This window comes from Pseudomonas sp. Mb7 (assembly GCF_054790525.1).
On sequence record NZ_CP186501.1, the window covers coordinates 4455122 to 4470465 of the forward strand.

The window sequence follows — 15344 nt, forward strand, 5'->3', positions numbered from 1 at the left end:
TGACAGCCGGGAAAACGATGGCCGTTATGGACGGTCGTCGACTTCCTTCTCGGTGTTGGCCGGAGGAATCAGATCCTCGGTAGTCAGATTCAACCAGATCAGCACCACGTTAGCGATGTAGATCGACGAGTAAGTACCCGCCAGAACCCCGATAAACAGCGCGATCGAGAAGCCGAACAGGTTGTCACCGCCGAAGAACAGCAGTGCCGCGATCGCCAGCAAAGTCGAGATCGACGTTGCCATGGTGCGCAGCAGGGTTTGCGTGGTCGAGATGTTGATGTTCTCGATCAGCGTTGCCTTGCGCAGGACACGGAAGTTCTCACGAACCCGGTCGAATACCACGATGGTGTCGTTCAGCGAGTAGCCGATGATCGCCAGCACCGCCGCCAGCACGGTCAGATCGAAAGTGATCTGGAAGTACGACAGGATACCGATGGTTACGATCACGTCGTGAATCAGCGAAACGATGGCGCCGACCGCGAATTTCCACTGAAAGCGGAAAGCCAGGTAGATCAGGATGCCGCCGAGCGCCAGCAGCATGCCGAGGCCGCCCTGGTCACGCAGCTCTTCACCGACCTGCGGGCCGACGAACTCGACACGCTTGACCGTTGCCGGGTTGTCGCCGCCGACCTTCAGCAGCGCTTCCGCCACCTGATGGCCCAGTTGCGGGTCTTCACCCGGCATCCGCACCAGCAGATCGGTAGTCGCACCGAAGCTCTGCACGATTGCTTCGTGGTAACCCGACGTCACCAGCTGCTCACGCACCTTGGTAACGTCGGCCGGACGCTCGTAGGTCAGCTCGATGAGCGTACCGCCGGTGAAGTCCAGACCCCAGTTCATGCCCTTGGTAGCGACACTGAACATAGCCAGCAACGTGAGAAACACTGTGACGCCGAACGCGAAGTTGCGAACGCCCATGAAGTTGATTGTACGTAACATGGCAGCCCCTTAAATCCACAACTTCTTGAAGTCACGTCCGCCGAAGATCAGGTTGACCATTGCGCGGGTCACCATGATGGCCGTGAACATCGAGGTAAAGATCCCGAGGGACATGGTCACTGCGAAACCTTTGACCGGGCCGGTGCCCATGGCAAAGAGAATCCCGCCGACCAACAAGGTAGTCAGGTTGGCGTCGAGAATCGCGGTGAATGCCCGGCCGAAGCCTTCGTTGATTGCACGCTGCACAGTCATGCCGGCGGCGATCTCTTCACGGATCCGCGAGAAGATCAGCACGTTGGCGTCGACCGCCATACCCATGGTCAGCACGATACCGGCGATACCTGGCAGGGTCAGCGTTGCACCCAGCAGCGACATCAAGGCCAGCAGCAGCACCATGTTCACCGCCAGTGCGACGGTGGCGATGATGCCGAAGAAGCGGTAGATGGCGATGATGAACAGCGACACGAACAGCATGCCCCACAGCGACGCATCGATACCTTTGGTGATGTTGTCAGCACCCAGGCTCGGGCCGATGGTGCGCTCTTCAGCGAAGTACATCGGTGCAGCCAGACCACCGGCACGCAGCAGCAGCGCCAGTTCGGACGACTCCCCCTGACCGTTCAGGCCAGTGATGCGGAACTGAGCACCCAGCGGCGACTGAATGGTCGCCAGGCTGATGATCTTCTTCTCTTCCTTGAACGTTTGCACCGCAACGTCTTTCTCGACGCCATCAACCACTTGCTTGGTGTAAGTGGTGACCGGACGCTGTTCGATGAAGATCACCGCCATGCTGCGACCGACGTTAGAACGGGTGGCGCGGCTCATCAGCTCACCACCGTGACCATCCAGACGGATGTTCACTTCTGGTGTGCCGTGCTCGCCAAAACCAGCCTTGGCATCGGTAACCTGGTCACCGGTGATGATCAGGCCACGCTCGATCTGCGCTGGCGGACGATTGCCTTCACGGAACTCAAAGGATTCGGAGGTGGCTTTCGAAGCACCCGGCTCAGCAGCCAGACGGAACTCAAGGTTGGCCGTCTTGCCGAGAATACGCTTGGCTTCGGCAGTGTCCTGCACGCCCGGCAGCTCAACCACGATGCGGTTGGCGCCCTGACGCTGAACGATTGGTTCGGCAACACCCAGCTCGTTGACGCGGTTACGTACCGTGGTCAAGTTCTGCTTGATGGAGTATTCACGGATTTCCGCCAGCTTGGCCGGGGTCATCGCCAGACGCAGCACCGGTTGACCGTTGAGGTCGGCCGGAACAATGTCGAAATCGTTGAAGTTCTTGCGGATCAGTGCACGGGCCTGTTCGCGGGAGTCTTCATCGCTGAAGCCCAACTGAATGGCACCGCCCAGTTGCGGCAGGCTGCGATAGCGCAGCTTCTCTTTGCGCAGCAGACTCTTGACGTCGCCTTCGTAGACTTTCAGGCGTGCATCGAGGGCTTTGTCCATGTCCACTTCCAGCAGGAAGTGCACACCACCGGACAAGTCCAGACCCAGCTTCATCGGGTGCGCGCCCAGGTTGCGCAGCCATTGCGGGGTGGTCTGTGCCAGGTTCAGCGCGACAACGTAGTCGTCACCCAATGCCTTGCGCACAACGTCTTTGGCCGGCAGTTGGTCTTCAGCCTTGCTCAGACGGATCAGACCGCCCTTGCCGTTGGCGGCCAGCGTGGCGGCCTTGACGTTGATCCCGGACTCCTTGAGCGCAGTGCTCACACGATCCAGATCAGCCTGATTGACTTGCAGCGCAGTGCTTGCACCGCTGACCTGAATGGCCGGGTCATCAGGATAAAGATTGGGAGCGGAATAAATCAGACCGACCGCCAGCACCGCCAGGATCAGAATGTATTTCCACAGAGGATATTTGTTCAGCATCACGCCGCCCGTTATGAACGCGGGGCGCCTTGCGCGCCCCGTCGATTGAGTAGAAGTTGTTGCTTCAGATCGCTTTCAGCGTGCCTTTTGGCAGCGTGGCGGCGATGGCGCCTTTCTGGAACTTCATTTCCACGGTGTCGGAAACTTCCAGAACCACGAAGTCATCGGCAACTTTAGTGATCTTGCCAGCGATGCCGCCAGTGGTCACAACTTCGTCACCTTTCTGCAGGCTGCTCAGCAGGTTCTTCTGCTCTTTGGCGCGCTTGGCCTGTGGACGCCAGATCATCAGGTAGAAGATGACCAGGAAGCCGACCAGGAAAATCCACTCGAAACCGCCGCCCATTGGGCCGGCAGCAGCCGGTGCAGCCGCGTCAGCCATGGCGTTAGAGATAAAAAAGCTCATTTAGCACTCCAGTTGCAAATGTTGAATCTTGGGGTCAGAAAACTCAGTCCAAAGGCGGAACGGGGAGCCCGCGTTTGGCGTAGAAGGCATCGACAAAGGCGGCCAATGTACCCTGTTGAATAGCCTCGCGCAAACCAGCCATCAGCACCTGATAATGGCGCAAGTTATGGATGGTATTGAGCATGCTTCCCAGCATTTCGCCGCACTTGTCCAGGTGATGCAGATAAGCGCGGGAGAAGTTCTGGCAGGTATAGCAATCGCAGGTCGGATCCAGCGGCGATTCATCATGGCGATGGAACGCGTTACGGATCTTCAGCACGCCTGTATCAATGAACAGATGCCCATTGCGGGCATTACGGGTTGGCATCACGCAATCGAACATGTCCACACCGCGGCGCACACCCTCAACCAGATCTTCCGGTTTGCCAACGCCCATAAGGTAACGAGGTTTGTCAGCCGGCATCATGCCCGGCAGATAATCCAATACTTTGATCATCTCGTGCTTCGGCTCGCCCACCGACAGACCGCCAATGGCCAGGCCATCAAAGCCGATCTTGTCGAGGCCTTCCAGCGAGCGCATGCGCAGATCCTGGTGCATGCCACCCTGCACGATACCGAACAGCGCCGCGGTGTTTTCACCGTGGGCATTTTTCGAGCGCTGAGCCCAGCGCAGCGACAATTCCATCGAAACGCGCGCGACGTCTTCGTCAGCCGGGTACGGCGTGCATTCGTCGAAGATCATCACGATGTCGGAGCCGAGATCGCGCTGCACCTGCATCGACTCTTCCGGGCCCATGAACACTTTGGCGCCGTCGACCGGGGAGGCGAAGGTCACGCCCTCCTCCTTGATCTTGCGCATCGCGCCTAGGCTGAACACCTGGAAGCCACCGGAGTCGGTGAGGATCGGGCCTTTCCACTGCATGAAATCGTGCAGGTCGCCGTGTTCCTTGATCACTTGAGTGCCAGGACGCAGCCACAGGTGGAAGGTGTTGCCCAGAATGATTTCTGCGCCGGTGGCAACGATGTCACGCGGCAACATGCCCTTGACCGTGCCGTAAGTGCCCACCGGCATGAACGCCGGGGTCTCGACGGTGCCACGCGGGAAGGTCAGGCGACCACGCCGTGCCTTGCCATCAGTGGCCAGAAGTTCAAAGGACATGCGACATTCGCGACTCATTCTGTTTCCTCTGGGCCGGTTTCTTTAGGGGCAGTAGGTGCGGGATTACGGGTGATGAACATCGCATCACCGTAGCTGAAAAAGCGGTAACCGTTGTCGACGGCGGCCTTGTAGGCAGCCATGGTCTCGGGATAACCGGCAAATGCCGAAACCAGCATCAACAGCGTCGATTCCGGCAAATGGAAATTGGTCACCAGGGCGTCGACTACATGGAACGGCCGGCCCGGGAAGATAAAGATATCGGTGTCGCCACTGAACGGCTTGAGCACGCCATCGCGCGCGGCACTTTCCAGCGAACGCACGCTGGTGGTGCCGACAGCAATCACCCGACCACCGCGCGCACGGCACGCTGCGACCGCATCGACCACATCCTGGCCGACTTCCAGCCACTCGGTGTGCATGTGGTGATCTTCAAGCTTCTCGACGCGCACCGGCTGGAACGTCCCCGCGCCCACGTGCAGCGTGACGAAAGTGGTCTCAACGCCCTTGGCCGCAATCGCTTCCATCAGCGACTGATCGAAATGCAGCCCCGCCGTCGGCGCCGCCACCGCACCGAGTCTCTCGGCGTACACAGTCTGATAACGCTCGCGATCCGAGCCTTCGTCCGGGCGGTCTATATAAGGAGGCAACGGCATGTGCCCGACGCGATCAAGCAGCGGCAACACTTCTTCAGCGAAGCCCAGCTCGAACAACGCATCGTGACGCGCAAGCATTTCTGCCTCGCCACCACCGTCGATAAGAATCTTCGAACCCGGCTTCGGCGACTTGCTGGAACGCACATGGGCCAGCACGCGATGCGTATCGAGCACCCGCTCAACGAGGATTTCCAGCTTGCCGCCCGAGGCTTTCTGCCCGAACAGCCGCGCCGGAATCACCCGGGTATTGTTGAACACCATCAAATCGCCCGGGCGCAAATGCTCAAGCAAATCAGTGAATTGACGGTGTGCGAGGGCGCCGCTCGGCCCGTCAAGGGTCAGCAGGCGACTACCGCGACGCTCGGCCAAAGGGTGGCGGGCGATCAGCGAATCAGGGAGCTCGAAAGTAAAGTCAGCAACGCGCATGATGGGGTTCGTCTAGCAGGGCCGGAAAGTCTAGCGGAAATATCGAAAATTCTCTATGTACCTGATTGACCGACGGTAATCTCATCTCTATACTTCGCCGCCATTGAGCCCTGATGGCGGAATTGGTAGACGCGGCGGATTCAAAATCCGTTTTCGAAAGGAGTGGGAGTTCGAGTCTCCCTCGGGGCACCAAAATTAAGAAAGGTCTTGCTTAGCAAGGCCTTTTTTTTCGTCTGCCGGAAAGTGGCTGCTGTTGTAGGAGCTGCCGCAGGCTGCGATCTTTTGATCCACCGCTTCTTGGTCAACCGAAAACCCAAGGATCCCCCCCCCCATGGAAACGTCACTGGAAACAGTCGCCCTGTTCTCCCTCAAGCTCGCTTATGAGGAAGAAGGCCTGAGCCCGATTTTGCGGGACGACATGGTCATGGGTGATTACCAGAAAGACATTTTCGAATTGCTGGTGCGACGCGGGGATGTCGAGACCATTCAGTTCAAGATGAACGAATGCCTGCGCTTGGCGATGGACGCCTTGGGCGGTGTCGAGAAACCGCTGGGGCGTGAGTTGCACAAGTTGTCTGCTGAGTTCAGCGAGGCGCGCTCGCTGGAGCAGCTGGATCAGCCGCTCCTCGCGCTGAAGGGTTACTTGAAAGACATCTTGTAATGGGCTGAGCCGTTACAGCAGATGCTTCGAGATGTACTTGGAGATCTCCACCATCGAGGTCTTCCCGGTGAATTCGAACTTCACTTTCCCCAGTGACGAAAAGTAAATCTCCAGCTCCGAATCCAGATCGAACGTGCCCGAGGTTTCCACGGAGTAGGCGACGATGTTCTTGTACGGCAAGGACGTGAAATCTTTCTTGCTGCCGGTAATCCCCTGAACGTTGACCGCGATGATGCGTTTGTTGGTAAACACCACGCCGTCACGCATGGCCTTGTAAGAGTCGATCACTTCTTCGCCATCCAGCAGCAGCGCGCTTACGCGTTCAGCGTATTCATCGTTCTGCTTGAGTTTGAAGAAGCCTTTGTTGTTGAAGTCGATCATCTGTCCATCCTCATCTTCAAGAAAACATCCCGGTATTTCTTTGGTTCAACGACGGGCTTTCAGCACGCGGATATCCGTCGGGAAGCCATCGGCGCCAACAAGCTTTTTCCAACCCAGATACTGAAACTCGCCCTTCTCATCAATGTAATCGCCCTTCTCCACTGATCGGCCGCCAACCACCGCCACGCGTTTCACCTCACCACAACCGCCGTCAGAAGGCCGGACCGTATAGATCACATACGGTTTCACGTATTGCGTGGCGCGGAAGTATTGGCCGCAGATTTCATCGACGGTGATCAACATGGTTTTCAGGCGTGCTTCGCCGTCGGTGTCTTCGTGCAGTTTCAGGAAGGAGATGTCGCCGACGTCGCCGTAGCCGAGGGCGCGGGCGCGTTGGTATTCGGGGGAGTTCTGGTGGGCGATGCGGCCTTCCTCCGCAGCGCCTTGCATTTTCGCGGCGAACTCGGCTTTGCCTTGGGCAATGATTGATTCAGCCTGGCCCGCGAAGTTTTCGCATTCGGCGAATTCTCGCGAGCCCTGGTGATTGGGCGTCAGGTTGGAGCGGTGTTCATTCATGGTCTGCAGGTTGCTTTCCAGCGCAAACATCACGTCGTAGGCCGTGGCCCGACCGCTTTGTACGTCGGCCATTTTTTCCAGCACGCGCTGGCAGTTGCCGGCGTAATACTTCCAGCTGTTTTCCGGGTGTTCTTGCACGGCGGCGAATGCGGGGGTTATTGCGATGGCAATTGTGATTGCGCAGAACAGGCGCAAAAAATGAGTTCTGACAGGCATAGGTAGTCCATTACAGAGAAGAGCGATGGCGCGACGCTACTATTTTGCTATCTTGCCGTCCACTGCCAGTAACGAGGTCGCCAGCTCCTCGATGGAGTCAATTTTCAGAGGGAGAAACACCTTGATGGCCGTGTTGTACTTTTTCGTCTGGGCAGCCATTTGGGCTTGGGTCGTGCAGACCCGTGGTGCCTGGAACCTGATCCTCGCCAACCTGGCGGGTGCCGCCAGCGGCTTCATCGTTGCAATGATTTTTTCGGTGGTCTGTTCAGGCCTTTTCCCTTCGCACGTGTCTCCCTCACCGGAAAATCTTGCCAGTAGCGTGTTGCAAATGATCACCACGTTCGGCGTGTTGGCGGGCGTCTGGATGTGGCTGGTCAGGCGCCCTCGGCCAGAGCATCCGTTGGCTCGCCAACTTTTCGCTGGCATCTGTGGGTTGGCTGCGGGTGTGACGACGCTGGCGTTTTTCGCGCTCAATTTTCACTGAGCACTGCTATCGCCACTGGCATTACACGTCTGTTTTGTTATCTTGCCGCCCATCGTCAGCGTTCACCTTGGGCGTGCGTTGATTTCAGGTTTTGAAGGTTTAAGGAAAGGATCAAATGGAGTTTCTGCGTTTTCTGGCGATTGTCGCGGTGTGGGGGTTCATGTGGCGCTGGGTGGTCAAGAACCGTGGCAGCTGGAATATTTTCTACGGCAACATCGTCGGCGCAGCGGGTGGTTTCATTGTCGCGATGGTAGTGCTGTCGATCACGTTGTCGTTGTTTCCTTCGTCGCATGACTACGAAGCGGCGCAGGCTGAAAACACGCAAGTCATCGAGCCGACCTCCCTATTGCCTGAAGCCGAGGCAGTCACACCCGCTGCCGAACTGAAGGATGCGCCGGCTTTTGCTGCCATCGAGCCGGATGACAAGCCCTCTCCCGCCGACTCCGCACTGTTGCCGAATTACGCCAGCCGGGCGCCGAAATCAATCGGGTTACAGACCGTGCTGGATCAAAGCGACTATCAGGGGCGCATGGCCCTGGCAGCGCTGAACAAGAAATTGCGCGGCGACGCACAGGCCGACAAGTCGATGATCGCGTATGTCATGTGCAGCCCGTTTGTGACCAGCACGTTGCGCTTCCCCGCTTCGGCGCGTTTTGCTGACAGCAAGGCACTGGTCAGCCACCGCTTCAAGGATCAGGTCTACACCTTCAACAACACCGTCACCGCGCGCAACATGAACGGCGACGATGTCACCTACCGTTTCGATTGCTCCGTGCAAGAGCAGCCGCGAGTTGACGCGCTGCCTGCGCAATGGCGTTTGTTGGCGCTGAAAGTGCAAAAAGCCGACTCTTAAGGCTTATTTAAGGGATCAAGGCGCCGCCTGCGCTATCATCGCCGGCCTGTGCGCCTTGAGCTTTGCCCTCGATGTCCTCGACACCCGCTGACCTGATCCCGCTGCCTCCTGTCCTGGCCGGCCCGCTGTTGCGACGGCTGGAGCCAACGCGCGTGGTCATGTGGCTGGTCGGCACGCGGCCACTGGCGCTGACCTTGCGCCTGCAAGGTGTAGGAGACATTCCTCTCGACGCCGGGAAATGCGCCGTCATTCCCGTAGGTCGTCAGGCGTTTGTTCATCTCATCGATGTTTCTCTCGACAGCGCCCTGCCCTGCGATACACGTATCGACTATGACCTGCTGATCGACAATGCAGAGGGCATCGCCGACTGGGCACCGCATCTGCTGTACGGCGATGCAACCAGTCCGAACTTCGTCCTGCGCTCACGGATCGATCAACTGCTACACGGCTCCTGCCGCAAACCGCATCACCCGGCGGCGGATGGTTTGCTTTGCGTCGACCAATTATTGGCAACGGAAACCGATCCACAACAACGCCCCGCCCTGTTGATGATGAGCGGCGATCAGGTCTACGCCGACGACGTGGCCGGCCCGATGTTGCGGGCGATTCATGCCTTGATCGAACGCCTTGGCCTGTTTGACGAACACCTCGAAGGCGCCGTGGTCAGCGACAGCGCCAAGCTCTACAAACACCCGGCCAGTTACTACCACCGTGCGGATTTGTTACCGGCGCTGGAGAGCAACGAGACATTGCGCGAGCGATTTTTCGGCGGTGCGCGTAAGCCGATTTTCACCAGCAGCAGTGCTGACAATCACCTGGTGACGTTCGCCGAAGTCATGGCGATGTACCTGCTGGTGTGGTCGCCGACGCCTTGGTCGCTGATCGATCCGCAAGCGCCCGAACTGACGCCCGAACGCCTCAAGCGCTACACCCTCGAACAGACCCGCATCGACGCGTTCAAGGCTGGATTGGACAAGGTCGCCCGCGCGCTCGCGCATCTGCCGAGCCTGATGATTTTCGACGATCACGACATCACCGATGACTGGAACCTGTCCGCGCAATGGGAGGAAACGGCCTACGGCCATCCGTTCTCCAAACGCATCATCGGCAACGCGTTGATCGCCTATATGTTGTGTCAGGGCTGGGGCAACAATCCCGATGCCTTCAAGGATGTCTTGGAGAAAACACTGGGACTGAGCGCCAGCGGTGATGACCAGTATCTCGACAGCCCGGTGCAAGATGCTCTGATCGATGATTTGCTGCGCTTTCAGCAATGGCATTTCGTCCTGCCGAGCAGTCCGGCGCTGGTAGTCATCGACACCCGTACCCGCCGCTGGCGCAGCGAGCTGGCGCTCAAACAACCCTCGGGCCTGCTCGATTGGGAGGCGTTGAGCGAACTGCAGCAGGAACTGCTCGATCACCCGTCAGCGATCATCGTTTCCCCGGCGCCGATCTTCGGCGTGAAGCTGATTGAAACCGTGCAAAAAGTCTTCAGTTGGTGCGGTTTTCCACTGCTGGTCGACGCGGAAAACTGGATGGCCCATCGCGGTGCGGCGCAGGTGATCCTGAATATTTTCCGCCACTCGCGCACACCGGGTAACTACGTGGTGCTGTCGGGCGATGTGCATTATTCCTTCGTCTACGAAGTACTTATCCGACACCGCAAGGCCGGGCCGCGAATCTGGCAGATCACCAGCAGCGGGATCAAAAACGAGTTTCCGAAAACCCTGCTGGAATGGTTCGACCGCCTCAACCGCTGGCTCTACTCGCCACGCTCACCGCTGAACTGGTTCACCAAACGCCGACGCATGCGCATCGTGCCGTATACGCCGGAACATGCTGAGGCAGGTGAACGCTTATGGAATTCGGCGGGGATCGGTCAGGTGTTTTTCAATGAACAGGGGCAGCCGCGCGAGATCATTCAGCACAATTCGAATGGCAAGGCGAAGACACGGATGCTGGCGCCGGATCTGGCGGACTATCCGGACTAGCCATAGTTTTTTCCTACACCGGGAATGCCGAATGCCGACAACGCGGCGGTTTCTCGCTGCCCGAGACAGTGGACAAGGAATACAACCTTCTCAGAAACGTCTCCAGAGTTCTTAAGTGATACTGAACGTGCTCGCAGTAAGCCCTTCTGCGAAACAACCACTAGTAGGTGTCGCCTTGTCATCCTGTACTCACCTCCATACGTTCTTGGCATCCAGCGAGGATCGAGAGCTAACTTCGCAATCTCGGCAAGAATCTAAGCCTGTCGTGATGATGCCTCTTGGCGAGAACAACACACTCGAAGAAACAGCCTACTTGATGCGCTCACCCGCAAACGCCGACCGGTTGATCAGATCGATCGGCGAAATGCGTGCAGGAAAAGCCAAAGTCAGACATTTGATCGAAGAGTGAATCACGACTGAACGACGCATCCCACACCTCTGACAATCATCTCCACCTCCCGCTCATCAATCGTCAACGGTGGCAGCAACCGTATCGTCTTGCCCCGCGTGACGTTGATCAACAGTCCATGATCCCGCGCCGCGATCAGGGTCAGATCACGCACCGGTTGTTTCAGCTCGATACCAATCATCAAACCCTGACCACGAATCGCCAGCACGTTGGGATTGTCCGCCAGCTCTGCACGCAGACGAGTCAACAGCCGCTCCCCCTGAATCCGGGCGTTTTCCAGCAGGCCCTGTTCTTCGATGATGTCCAGCACCGTGCAACCGACCCGACACGCCAGCGGATTGCCGCCGAAGGTGCTGCCATGGCTCCCGGGCGTAAACAGATCCGCCACCCTGCCCCGGGCCAGGCACGCGCCGATCGGCACACCGTTGCCCAGTCCCTTTGCCAAAGTCATGACATCCGGGACGATGCCTTCATGTTGGAACGCAAACCAGCGGCCAGTGCGGCCGATGCCAGTCTGGATTTCATCAAGCATCAGTAACCACGCATGGCGATTGCACAGCTCGCGTAAGGCTTTCAGGTAACCCGGCGGCGCAAGCTGCACACCGCTTTCGCCCTGAATCGGCTCAACCAGAATCGCCACGATGCGCTCACCGTGTTTTTGCTGCACCTGTTCCAGCGCTGCGAGATCACCGAACGGCACTTTGAGGAAATCACCCGGCAATTCGTTGAAACCCAGGCGCACCGCCGGGCCATCGCTGGCCGACAAGGTGCCAAGTGTGCGGCCGTGGAACGCGTTGGTCATGACCACTACCAGCGGCTGCTCAATGCCTTTGCGCCAGCCGTACAAACGCGCCAGTTTCAGCGCTGTTTCATTGGCCTCGGCACCGGAGTTATTGAAGAACGCCCGCTCCATCCCCGACAGCTCGGTCAGCCGTTTGGCCAGTTGCTGCTGCCAGTCGATGCTGTACAGATTCGACGTGTGCAGCAGCAATCCCGCCTGCTCGCTGATCGCTGAAACGATCCGCGGGTGCGAGTGGCCGACGTTGGTCACCGCGACTCCGGCCACCGCATCCAGATATTCGCGACCGGCCTGATCCCACAGGCGAGTGCCCAGGCCTTTGGTGAAACTCAGGGCTAGCGGTTGGTAGGTGTTCATCAGGGCGGCGGTCATGACTTCAAACTCCAGTGCAGGTCGGTGTGCTGGCAGTATGGTTAGCCACCGAAACTTGATAAACTCGGCAAAACTTCATTCATTTAAAAGCTGAGCTTGATAATGGACCTGTTCCAGTCGATGAGCGTGTACGTCAAAGTCGTCGAAGCCGGGAGCATGACGGCGGCCGCGTTGCAGTGCGATATGTCGACGACCATGGTTGGCAATCATTTGCGCGCGCTAGAGCAACGGCTGGGTGTGCAACTGCTGCAACGCACGACCCGACGCCAGCGCCTCACCGAATTTGGCAGCGTTTATTACCAGCGATGCCTGGAAGTGTTGGGATTGGTCGCCGATTCCGAACGCCTCGCCGAGCAGACCCTCGATCAACCCCGAGGCATGCTGCGCCTCACCGCGCCGCTGACGTTCGGCGTTGAACGGCTGGCGCCGGCGCTAAGTGAATTTTCACTGCTTTATCCACAGGTCAAACTCGATGTGGTGTTGACCAACACCCGTCCCGATCTACTGGAAAGCGGCCTCGATGTCGCGTTTCGGCTGGGCAATTTCGAGCAGTCCAACCTGATCGCCCGGCCCTTGATCGACTACACCCTGACCGCGTGCGCGTCGCCGCAATACGTCGCCCGGCGCGGCATGCCGAAAACGCCGGAAGACTTGCAACAACACGACTGCCTGTCGTTCGCCTATCCCGCCGGTGACGACTGGCAATCGGTGGAAAAGCGCTGGCGCCTCAGCGGCCCCGACGGGGAGATCATGGTCGACGTCAGCGGGCCTATGCTGATCAACAGCTCCGCCGGGCTGCATCAGGCTGCCCGCACCGGCATGGGCATCGTGATGCTGCCGGATGCGCTGGTGGAGCAAGACCTGCGCGAAGGCCGACTGGTGAAAGTGATCGCCGATTTCCAGCCACCCAGCAGACCGATGCATCTGCTGTATGCGCCGGATCGCTATCGCTTGCCGAAACTTCGTCGTTTCGTAGAGTTTGTCATGCAGCGCTGGGGGAAGTCCTGACGTCACCTGCACCAGCCACCCAGGAAGAATCGCTGACAAGGAGCCGAACAGCAGATGAACAACACACTCAACGTACGCAATTTGCAGCCCGCCGAAACGCAATCGGTGAGGCAGTTTCTCGGGCAGCATGGCTGGGGCCATCGCACCGGCTCAGCTGAACACTTCGCCCGGTTGATCGAGCACTCTCAGCGCACGGCCGTCGCCGTCAAGGGTGAGCGCATCATCGGTTTCGCTCGCGGGATCACCGATGGCTTGTCCAACGGCTACCTGTCGATGGTGGTGGTCGATGACCAGCATCGGCGTGCAGGGATTGGCCGCGCACTGGTCGAGCACATCATGGGCGACAACCCGGATATCACGTGGGTGCTGCGTGCCGGGCGCGAGGGCGCTGAGGCTTTCTTCGTCAGCCTGGGTTTCGAGACCTCGGTGATTGCCATGGAACGGCCGCGCCTGAAATAGCGCACGCCGGGAAAAAACTCGACCGGCAGACCGTTGCTCCGTGACAACGCCGCCCCGCTCCCCTAAATTAGTCGGCCTGAAAAAGCCCTTGGGTTTTCTCATCTCCACTCAAGTTAAAAAGTAGTGAAATTTCAATGTCCGATTTCAACACCGCTGAATCCGTAGTCACCGAATCGTCCAAAGCGGAATACGAAAACTCCATCAATCTTTCACAACACCTGCCACAAGCCAAAATCATCAGCGAGATGGTCCTGGACGCGTTCCAGTCGACCCGCGAAAGTGACCAGATCCGCGAGCTGCGCGCGGCGATCCGTCAGGCTCACGACAGCTTCGATGACGACAAGGCCTACGAGCTGATGGGCGAACTCAAGGCGCTGAAAGACGCTGAAGCGGCGGACCTCGCCGCCCTTGAAGACCTCAGCAGCAAGTTCTCGATCGGCCGCATCCTGTCCAGCTTCAAGGATGATCCGGCGTTCCAGGAAATCGTTTACGGCCTCGCGCTGAAAGTGCTGAACCAGACCCATCAGGCGATCAGCAATCCGAGCGGCGGCAAGAGCAAGGCTGCGAAGAAGAAAGAAGTCGAAATCTTCACCATCAGCAAGGACGGCATCAGCGTGACCTTGCCACTGCGCACGCCACGCTCGCGCCTGAACGTTGACCGTGCAGCGCTGGAGTTCCTCGGCTTCACCTTCGTCGGTGAAGGTGAGGAAGCGGAACTGGAAAGCGAAGTCTTCGTTGATAATGCGGGTACAGAGCAGGCAGTGAACCGCAAGAACATCATCACCGCATTGCAACAGCAGACTGCGTTTGATGGCTATAGCATCGCCGCGCAGTAATCCGCAGCGCTGTACGAAAAAGCCCTGCACTGAGATTCAGTGCAGGGCTTTTTGGTTTTCGGCTGGGGATTAGTGGAATGGCGTAAATCCCATCCCCTCATCGGAACGCCGCCCGCCCAGCCCTCTCCCGAGGGAGAGGGAGCCGATCGTGAGATATTCAAGAGATGCACCGAAATGAAAGTGCGGTGCCGAATCCACAATCGCCTCAATCTCTCAGGTCGATGTATAGCGCAAGACACCTCGGTCAGTCCCCTATCCCTCTGGGAGAGGGCTAGGGTGAGGGCAAGCCGTCAAACCACCCTCAAGCCGAAGGATGCAACGCTACAATCATGTCCACTTCAATCGCTGCGTTCTTCGGCAACTGATACACACCGACCGTGGTGCGCGTATGCCGGCCAGCATCGCCGAGCACATGACTGAACACGTCCGACGCACCGTTGGCCACTTCGCTCAGGTCAACGAAATCCGGCGTCGACTTCACGTAAACAGTGACCCGCAACAACGCCTTGATCTTGTCCAGCGAACCGACGGCATCGACGATCAGCGCCAGGCAACGCATCGCACTGATGCTCGCGGCGGCTTGCGCATCCTTGAGGGTCAACTCCAGGCCGACACGCCCCGGGTACTGAATCTTGCCGTTAGTGCGCGGCACCATGCCGCTGATGTACAGCTCATCATGATGACGGATCAGCGGCGCGTAATTGCCGCCGGCGGTGTTCTCACCATAGATGTCGTAGTTCAGCTCTTGGGCCAGGGCAATAAAACGCTCGTCGCAGGTCATCCTCTCAGTCATTTCGCCCAGCCTTTTGATCAGTGCATGAAGAAGCTCGAATCACGGCAG

Annotated in this window: 17 protein-coding genes and 1 tRNA gene; 9 read left to right on the forward strand and 9 right to left on the reverse strand. The window is 58.4% G+C overall.

Annotated features, from left to right (window positions below; all coding sequences use genetic code 11):
• Nucleotides 1–24 precede the first annotated feature (24 nt).
• The 5 genes from secF to queA all read right to left on the reverse strand — a co-directional run bounded on the left by secF (nucleotide 25) and on the right by queA (nucleotide 5458).
• Complete coding sequence (gene secF / locus ACOYXH_RS19960; protein WP_095048354.1) at nucleotides 25–939, reverse strand: protein translocase subunit SecF; 915 nt, start codon at nucleotides 937–939, stop codon at nucleotides 25–27.
• Nucleotides 940–948: 9 nt separating this feature from the next.
• Nucleotides 949–2817, reverse strand: a complete 1869-nt coding sequence (gene secD / locus ACOYXH_RS19965) for a protein translocase subunit SecD (RefSeq protein ID WP_095048355.1) — start codon at nucleotides 2815–2817, stop codon at nucleotides 949–951.
• Between the two features lie 64 nt (nucleotides 2818–2881).
• Complete coding sequence (gene yajC, locus ACOYXH_RS19970; RefSeq protein ID WP_007916913.1) at nucleotides 2882–3220, reverse strand: preprotein translocase subunit YajC; 339 nt, start codon at nucleotides 3218–3220, stop codon at nucleotides 2882–2884.
• Nucleotides 3221–3263: 43 nt separating this feature from the next.
• Nucleotides 3264–4379 (reverse strand): tRNA guanosine(34) transglycosylase Tgt, encoded by a 1116-nt coding sequence (gene tgt, locus ACOYXH_RS19975; RefSeq protein WP_163004798.1) that lies wholly within the window; start codon nucleotides 4377–4379, stop codon nucleotides 3264–3266.
• Nucleotides 4380–4393: 14 nt separating this feature from the next.
• Nucleotides 4394–5458, reverse strand: coding sequence for a tRNA preQ1(34) S-adenosylmethionine ribosyltransferase-isomerase QueA (gene queA / locus ACOYXH_RS19980; protein ID WP_158958315.1), 1065 nt, complete (start codon nucleotides 5456–5458; stop codon nucleotides 4394–4396).
• 107 nt (nucleotides 5459–5565) lie between these two features.
• On the opposite strand from queA, the gene ACOYXH_RS19985 reads away from it, so the two are divergent.
• Both ACOYXH_RS19985 and ACOYXH_RS19990 read left to right on the forward strand, forming a co-directional pair.
• A tRNA-Leu gene (locus tag ACOYXH_RS19985) sits at nucleotides 5566–5650 on the forward strand.
• 139 nt (nucleotides 5651–5789) lie between these two features.
• Entirely contained in the window at nucleotides 5790–6119 is a 330-nt protein-coding gene (locus ACOYXH_RS19990) for a hypothetical protein (RefSeq protein WP_150693183.1), read from the forward strand.
• Nucleotides 6120–6131: 12 nt separating this feature from the next.
• Here ACOYXH_RS19990 and ACOYXH_RS19995 read toward each other — a convergent pair whose 3' ends face one another.
• Nucleotides 6132–6500 carry a PH domain-containing protein gene (locus ACOYXH_RS19995; RefSeq protein WP_034156100.1) on the reverse strand — a complete coding sequence of 123 codons (369 nt, stop codon included), beginning with the start codon at nucleotides 6498–6500 and terminating at the stop codon, nucleotides 6132–6134.
• A gap of 45 nt (nucleotides 6501–6545) precedes the next feature.
• The gene (locus tag ACOYXH_RS20000; protein ID WP_258708794.1) at nucleotides 6546–7292 is read right to left on the reverse strand and encodes a hypothetical protein; all 747 of its coding nucleotides are present in this window, start codon (nucleotides 7290–7292) and stop codon (nucleotides 6546–6548) included.
• Nucleotides 7293–7317: 25 nt separating this feature from the next.
• Here ACOYXH_RS20000 and ACOYXH_RS20005 point away from each other — a divergent pair, with 25 nt between their 5' ends.
• The 4 genes from ACOYXH_RS20005 to ACOYXH_RS20020 all read left to right on the forward strand — a co-directional run bounded on the left by ACOYXH_RS20005 (nucleotide 7318) and on the right by ACOYXH_RS20020 (nucleotide 11029).
• Nucleotides 7318–7776, forward strand: a complete 459-nt coding sequence (locus ACOYXH_RS20005) for a hypothetical protein (RefSeq protein WP_256579889.1) — start codon at nucleotides 7318–7320, stop codon at nucleotides 7774–7776.
• 115 nt (nucleotides 7777–7891) lie between these two features.
• The gene (locus ACOYXH_RS20010) at nucleotides 7892–8629 is read left to right on the forward strand and encodes a hypothetical protein (protein WP_258708795.1); all 738 of its coding nucleotides are present in this window, start codon (nucleotides 7892–7894) and stop codon (nucleotides 8627–8629) included.
• A 71-nt stretch (nucleotides 8630–8700) separates the two neighbouring features.
• Nucleotides 8701–10620, forward strand: a complete 1920-nt coding sequence (locus tag ACOYXH_RS20015) for an alkaline phosphatase D family protein (RefSeq protein ID WP_258708796.1) — start codon at nucleotides 8701–8703, stop codon at nucleotides 10618–10620.
• Nucleotides 10621–10825: 205 nt separating this feature from the next.
• The gene (locus ACOYXH_RS20020; protein ID WP_258709946.1) at nucleotides 10826–11029 is read left to right on the forward strand and encodes a type II toxin-antitoxin system Phd/YefM family antitoxin; all 204 of its coding nucleotides are present in this window, start codon (nucleotides 10826–10828) and stop codon (nucleotides 11027–11029) included.
• Nucleotide 11030: 1 nt separating this feature from the next.
• On the opposite strand, the gene ACOYXH_RS20025 is transcribed toward ACOYXH_RS20020, so the two are convergent.
• Nucleotides 11031–12200 (reverse strand): acetylornithine/succinylornithine family transaminase, encoded by a 1170-nt coding sequence (locus tag ACOYXH_RS20025; protein WP_460065943.1) that lies wholly within the window; start codon nucleotides 12198–12200, stop codon nucleotides 11031–11033.
• Between the two features lie 102 nt (nucleotides 12201–12302).
• On the opposite strand from ACOYXH_RS20025, the gene ACOYXH_RS20030 reads away from it, so the two are divergent.
• The 3 genes from ACOYXH_RS20030 (at nucleotide 12303) to ACOYXH_RS20040 (ending at nucleotide 14503) form a co-directional block, all read left to right on the forward strand.
• Nucleotides 12303–13208 (forward strand): LysR family transcriptional regulator, encoded by a 906-nt coding sequence (locus ACOYXH_RS20030; protein WP_095048380.1) that lies wholly within the window; start codon nucleotides 12303–12305, stop codon nucleotides 13206–13208.
• A 54-nt stretch (nucleotides 13209–13262) separates the two neighbouring features.
• Nucleotides 13263–13667 (forward strand): GNAT family N-acetyltransferase, encoded by a 405-nt coding sequence (locus tag ACOYXH_RS20035; RefSeq protein ID WP_095125931.1) that lies wholly within the window; start codon nucleotides 13263–13265, stop codon nucleotides 13665–13667.
• 134 nt (nucleotides 13668–13801) lie between these two features.
• Nucleotides 13802–14503 (forward strand): hypothetical protein, encoded by a 702-nt coding sequence (locus ACOYXH_RS20040; RefSeq protein ID WP_007949995.1) that lies wholly within the window; start codon nucleotides 13802–13804, stop codon nucleotides 14501–14503.
• A 301-nt stretch (nucleotides 14504–14804) separates the two neighbouring features.
• Here ACOYXH_RS20040 and ACOYXH_RS20045 read toward each other — a convergent pair whose 3' ends face one another.
• Nucleotides 14805–15296, reverse strand: a complete 492-nt coding sequence (locus ACOYXH_RS20045; RefSeq protein WP_007916938.1) for a RidA family protein — start codon at nucleotides 15294–15296, stop codon at nucleotides 14805–14807.
• Between the last annotated feature and the right edge of the window lie 48 nt (nucleotides 15297–15344).

What these genes read in the sequence shown, in the direction of transcription:
- ACOYXH_RS20035 (WP_095125931.1), top strand. Translation starts at nt 13,263, where the DNA reads ATGAACAACACACTCAACGTACGCAATTTGCAGCCCGCCGAAACGCAA.
- ACOYXH_RS20015 (WP_258708796.1), top strand. Translation starts at nt 8,701, where the DNA reads ATGTCCTCGACACCCGCTGACCTGATCCCGCTGCCTCCTGTCCTGGCC.
- ACOYXH_RS20010 (WP_258708795.1), top strand. Translation starts at nt 7,892, where the DNA reads ATGGAGTTTCTGCGTTTTCTGGCGATTGTCGCGGTGTGGGGGTTCATG.
- ACOYXH_RS20005 (WP_256579889.1), top strand. Translation starts at nt 7,318, where the DNA reads ATGGCGCGACGCTACTATTTTGCTATCTTGCCGTCCACTGCCAGTAAC.
- ACOYXH_RS20045 (WP_007916938.1), bottom strand. Translation starts at nt 15,296, where the DNA reads ATGACTGAGAGGATGACCTGCGACGAGCGTTTTATTGCCCTGGCCCAA.
- queA (WP_158958315.1), bottom strand. Translation starts at nt 5,458, where the DNA reads ATGCGCGTTGCTGACTTTACTTTCGAGCTCCCTGATTCGCTGATCGCC.
- secF (WP_095048354.1), bottom strand. Translation starts at nt 939, where the DNA reads ATGTTACGTACAATCAACTTCATGGGCGTTCGCAACTTCGCGTTCGGC.
- secD (WP_095048355.1), bottom strand. Translation starts at nt 2,817, where the DNA reads ATGCTGAACAAATATCCTCTGTGGAAATACATTCTGATCCTGGCGGTG.
- ACOYXH_RS19990 (WP_150693183.1), top strand. Translation starts at nt 5,790, where the DNA reads ATGGAAACGTCACTGGAAACAGTCGCCCTGTTCTCCCTCAAGCTCGCT.
- yajC (WP_007916913.1), bottom strand. Translation starts at nt 3,220, where the DNA reads ATGAGCTTTTTTATCTCTAACGCCATGGCTGACGCGGCTGCACCGGCT.
- ACOYXH_RS20040 (WP_007949995.1), top strand. Translation starts at nt 13,802, where the DNA reads ATGTCCGATTTCAACACCGCTGAATCCGTAGTCACCGAATCGTCCAAA.
- ACOYXH_RS20025 (WP_460065943.1), bottom strand. Translation starts at nt 12,200, where the DNA reads ATGACCGCCGCCCTGATGAACACCTACCAACCGCTAGCCCTGAGTTTC.
- ACOYXH_RS19995 (WP_034156100.1), bottom strand. Translation starts at nt 6,500, where the DNA reads ATGATCGACTTCAACAACAAAGGCTTCTTCAAACTCAAGCAGAACGAT.
- ACOYXH_RS20030 (WP_095048380.1), top strand. Translation starts at nt 12,303, where the DNA reads ATGGACCTGTTCCAGTCGATGAGCGTGTACGTCAAAGTCGTCGAAGCC.
- ACOYXH_RS20000 (WP_258708794.1), bottom strand. Translation starts at nt 7,292, where the DNA reads ATGCCTGTCAGAACTCATTTTTTGCGCCTGTTCTGCGCAATCACAATT.
- tgt (WP_163004798.1), bottom strand. Translation starts at nt 4,379, where the DNA reads ATGTCCTTTGAACTTCTGGCCACTGATGGCAAGGCACGGCGTGGTCGC.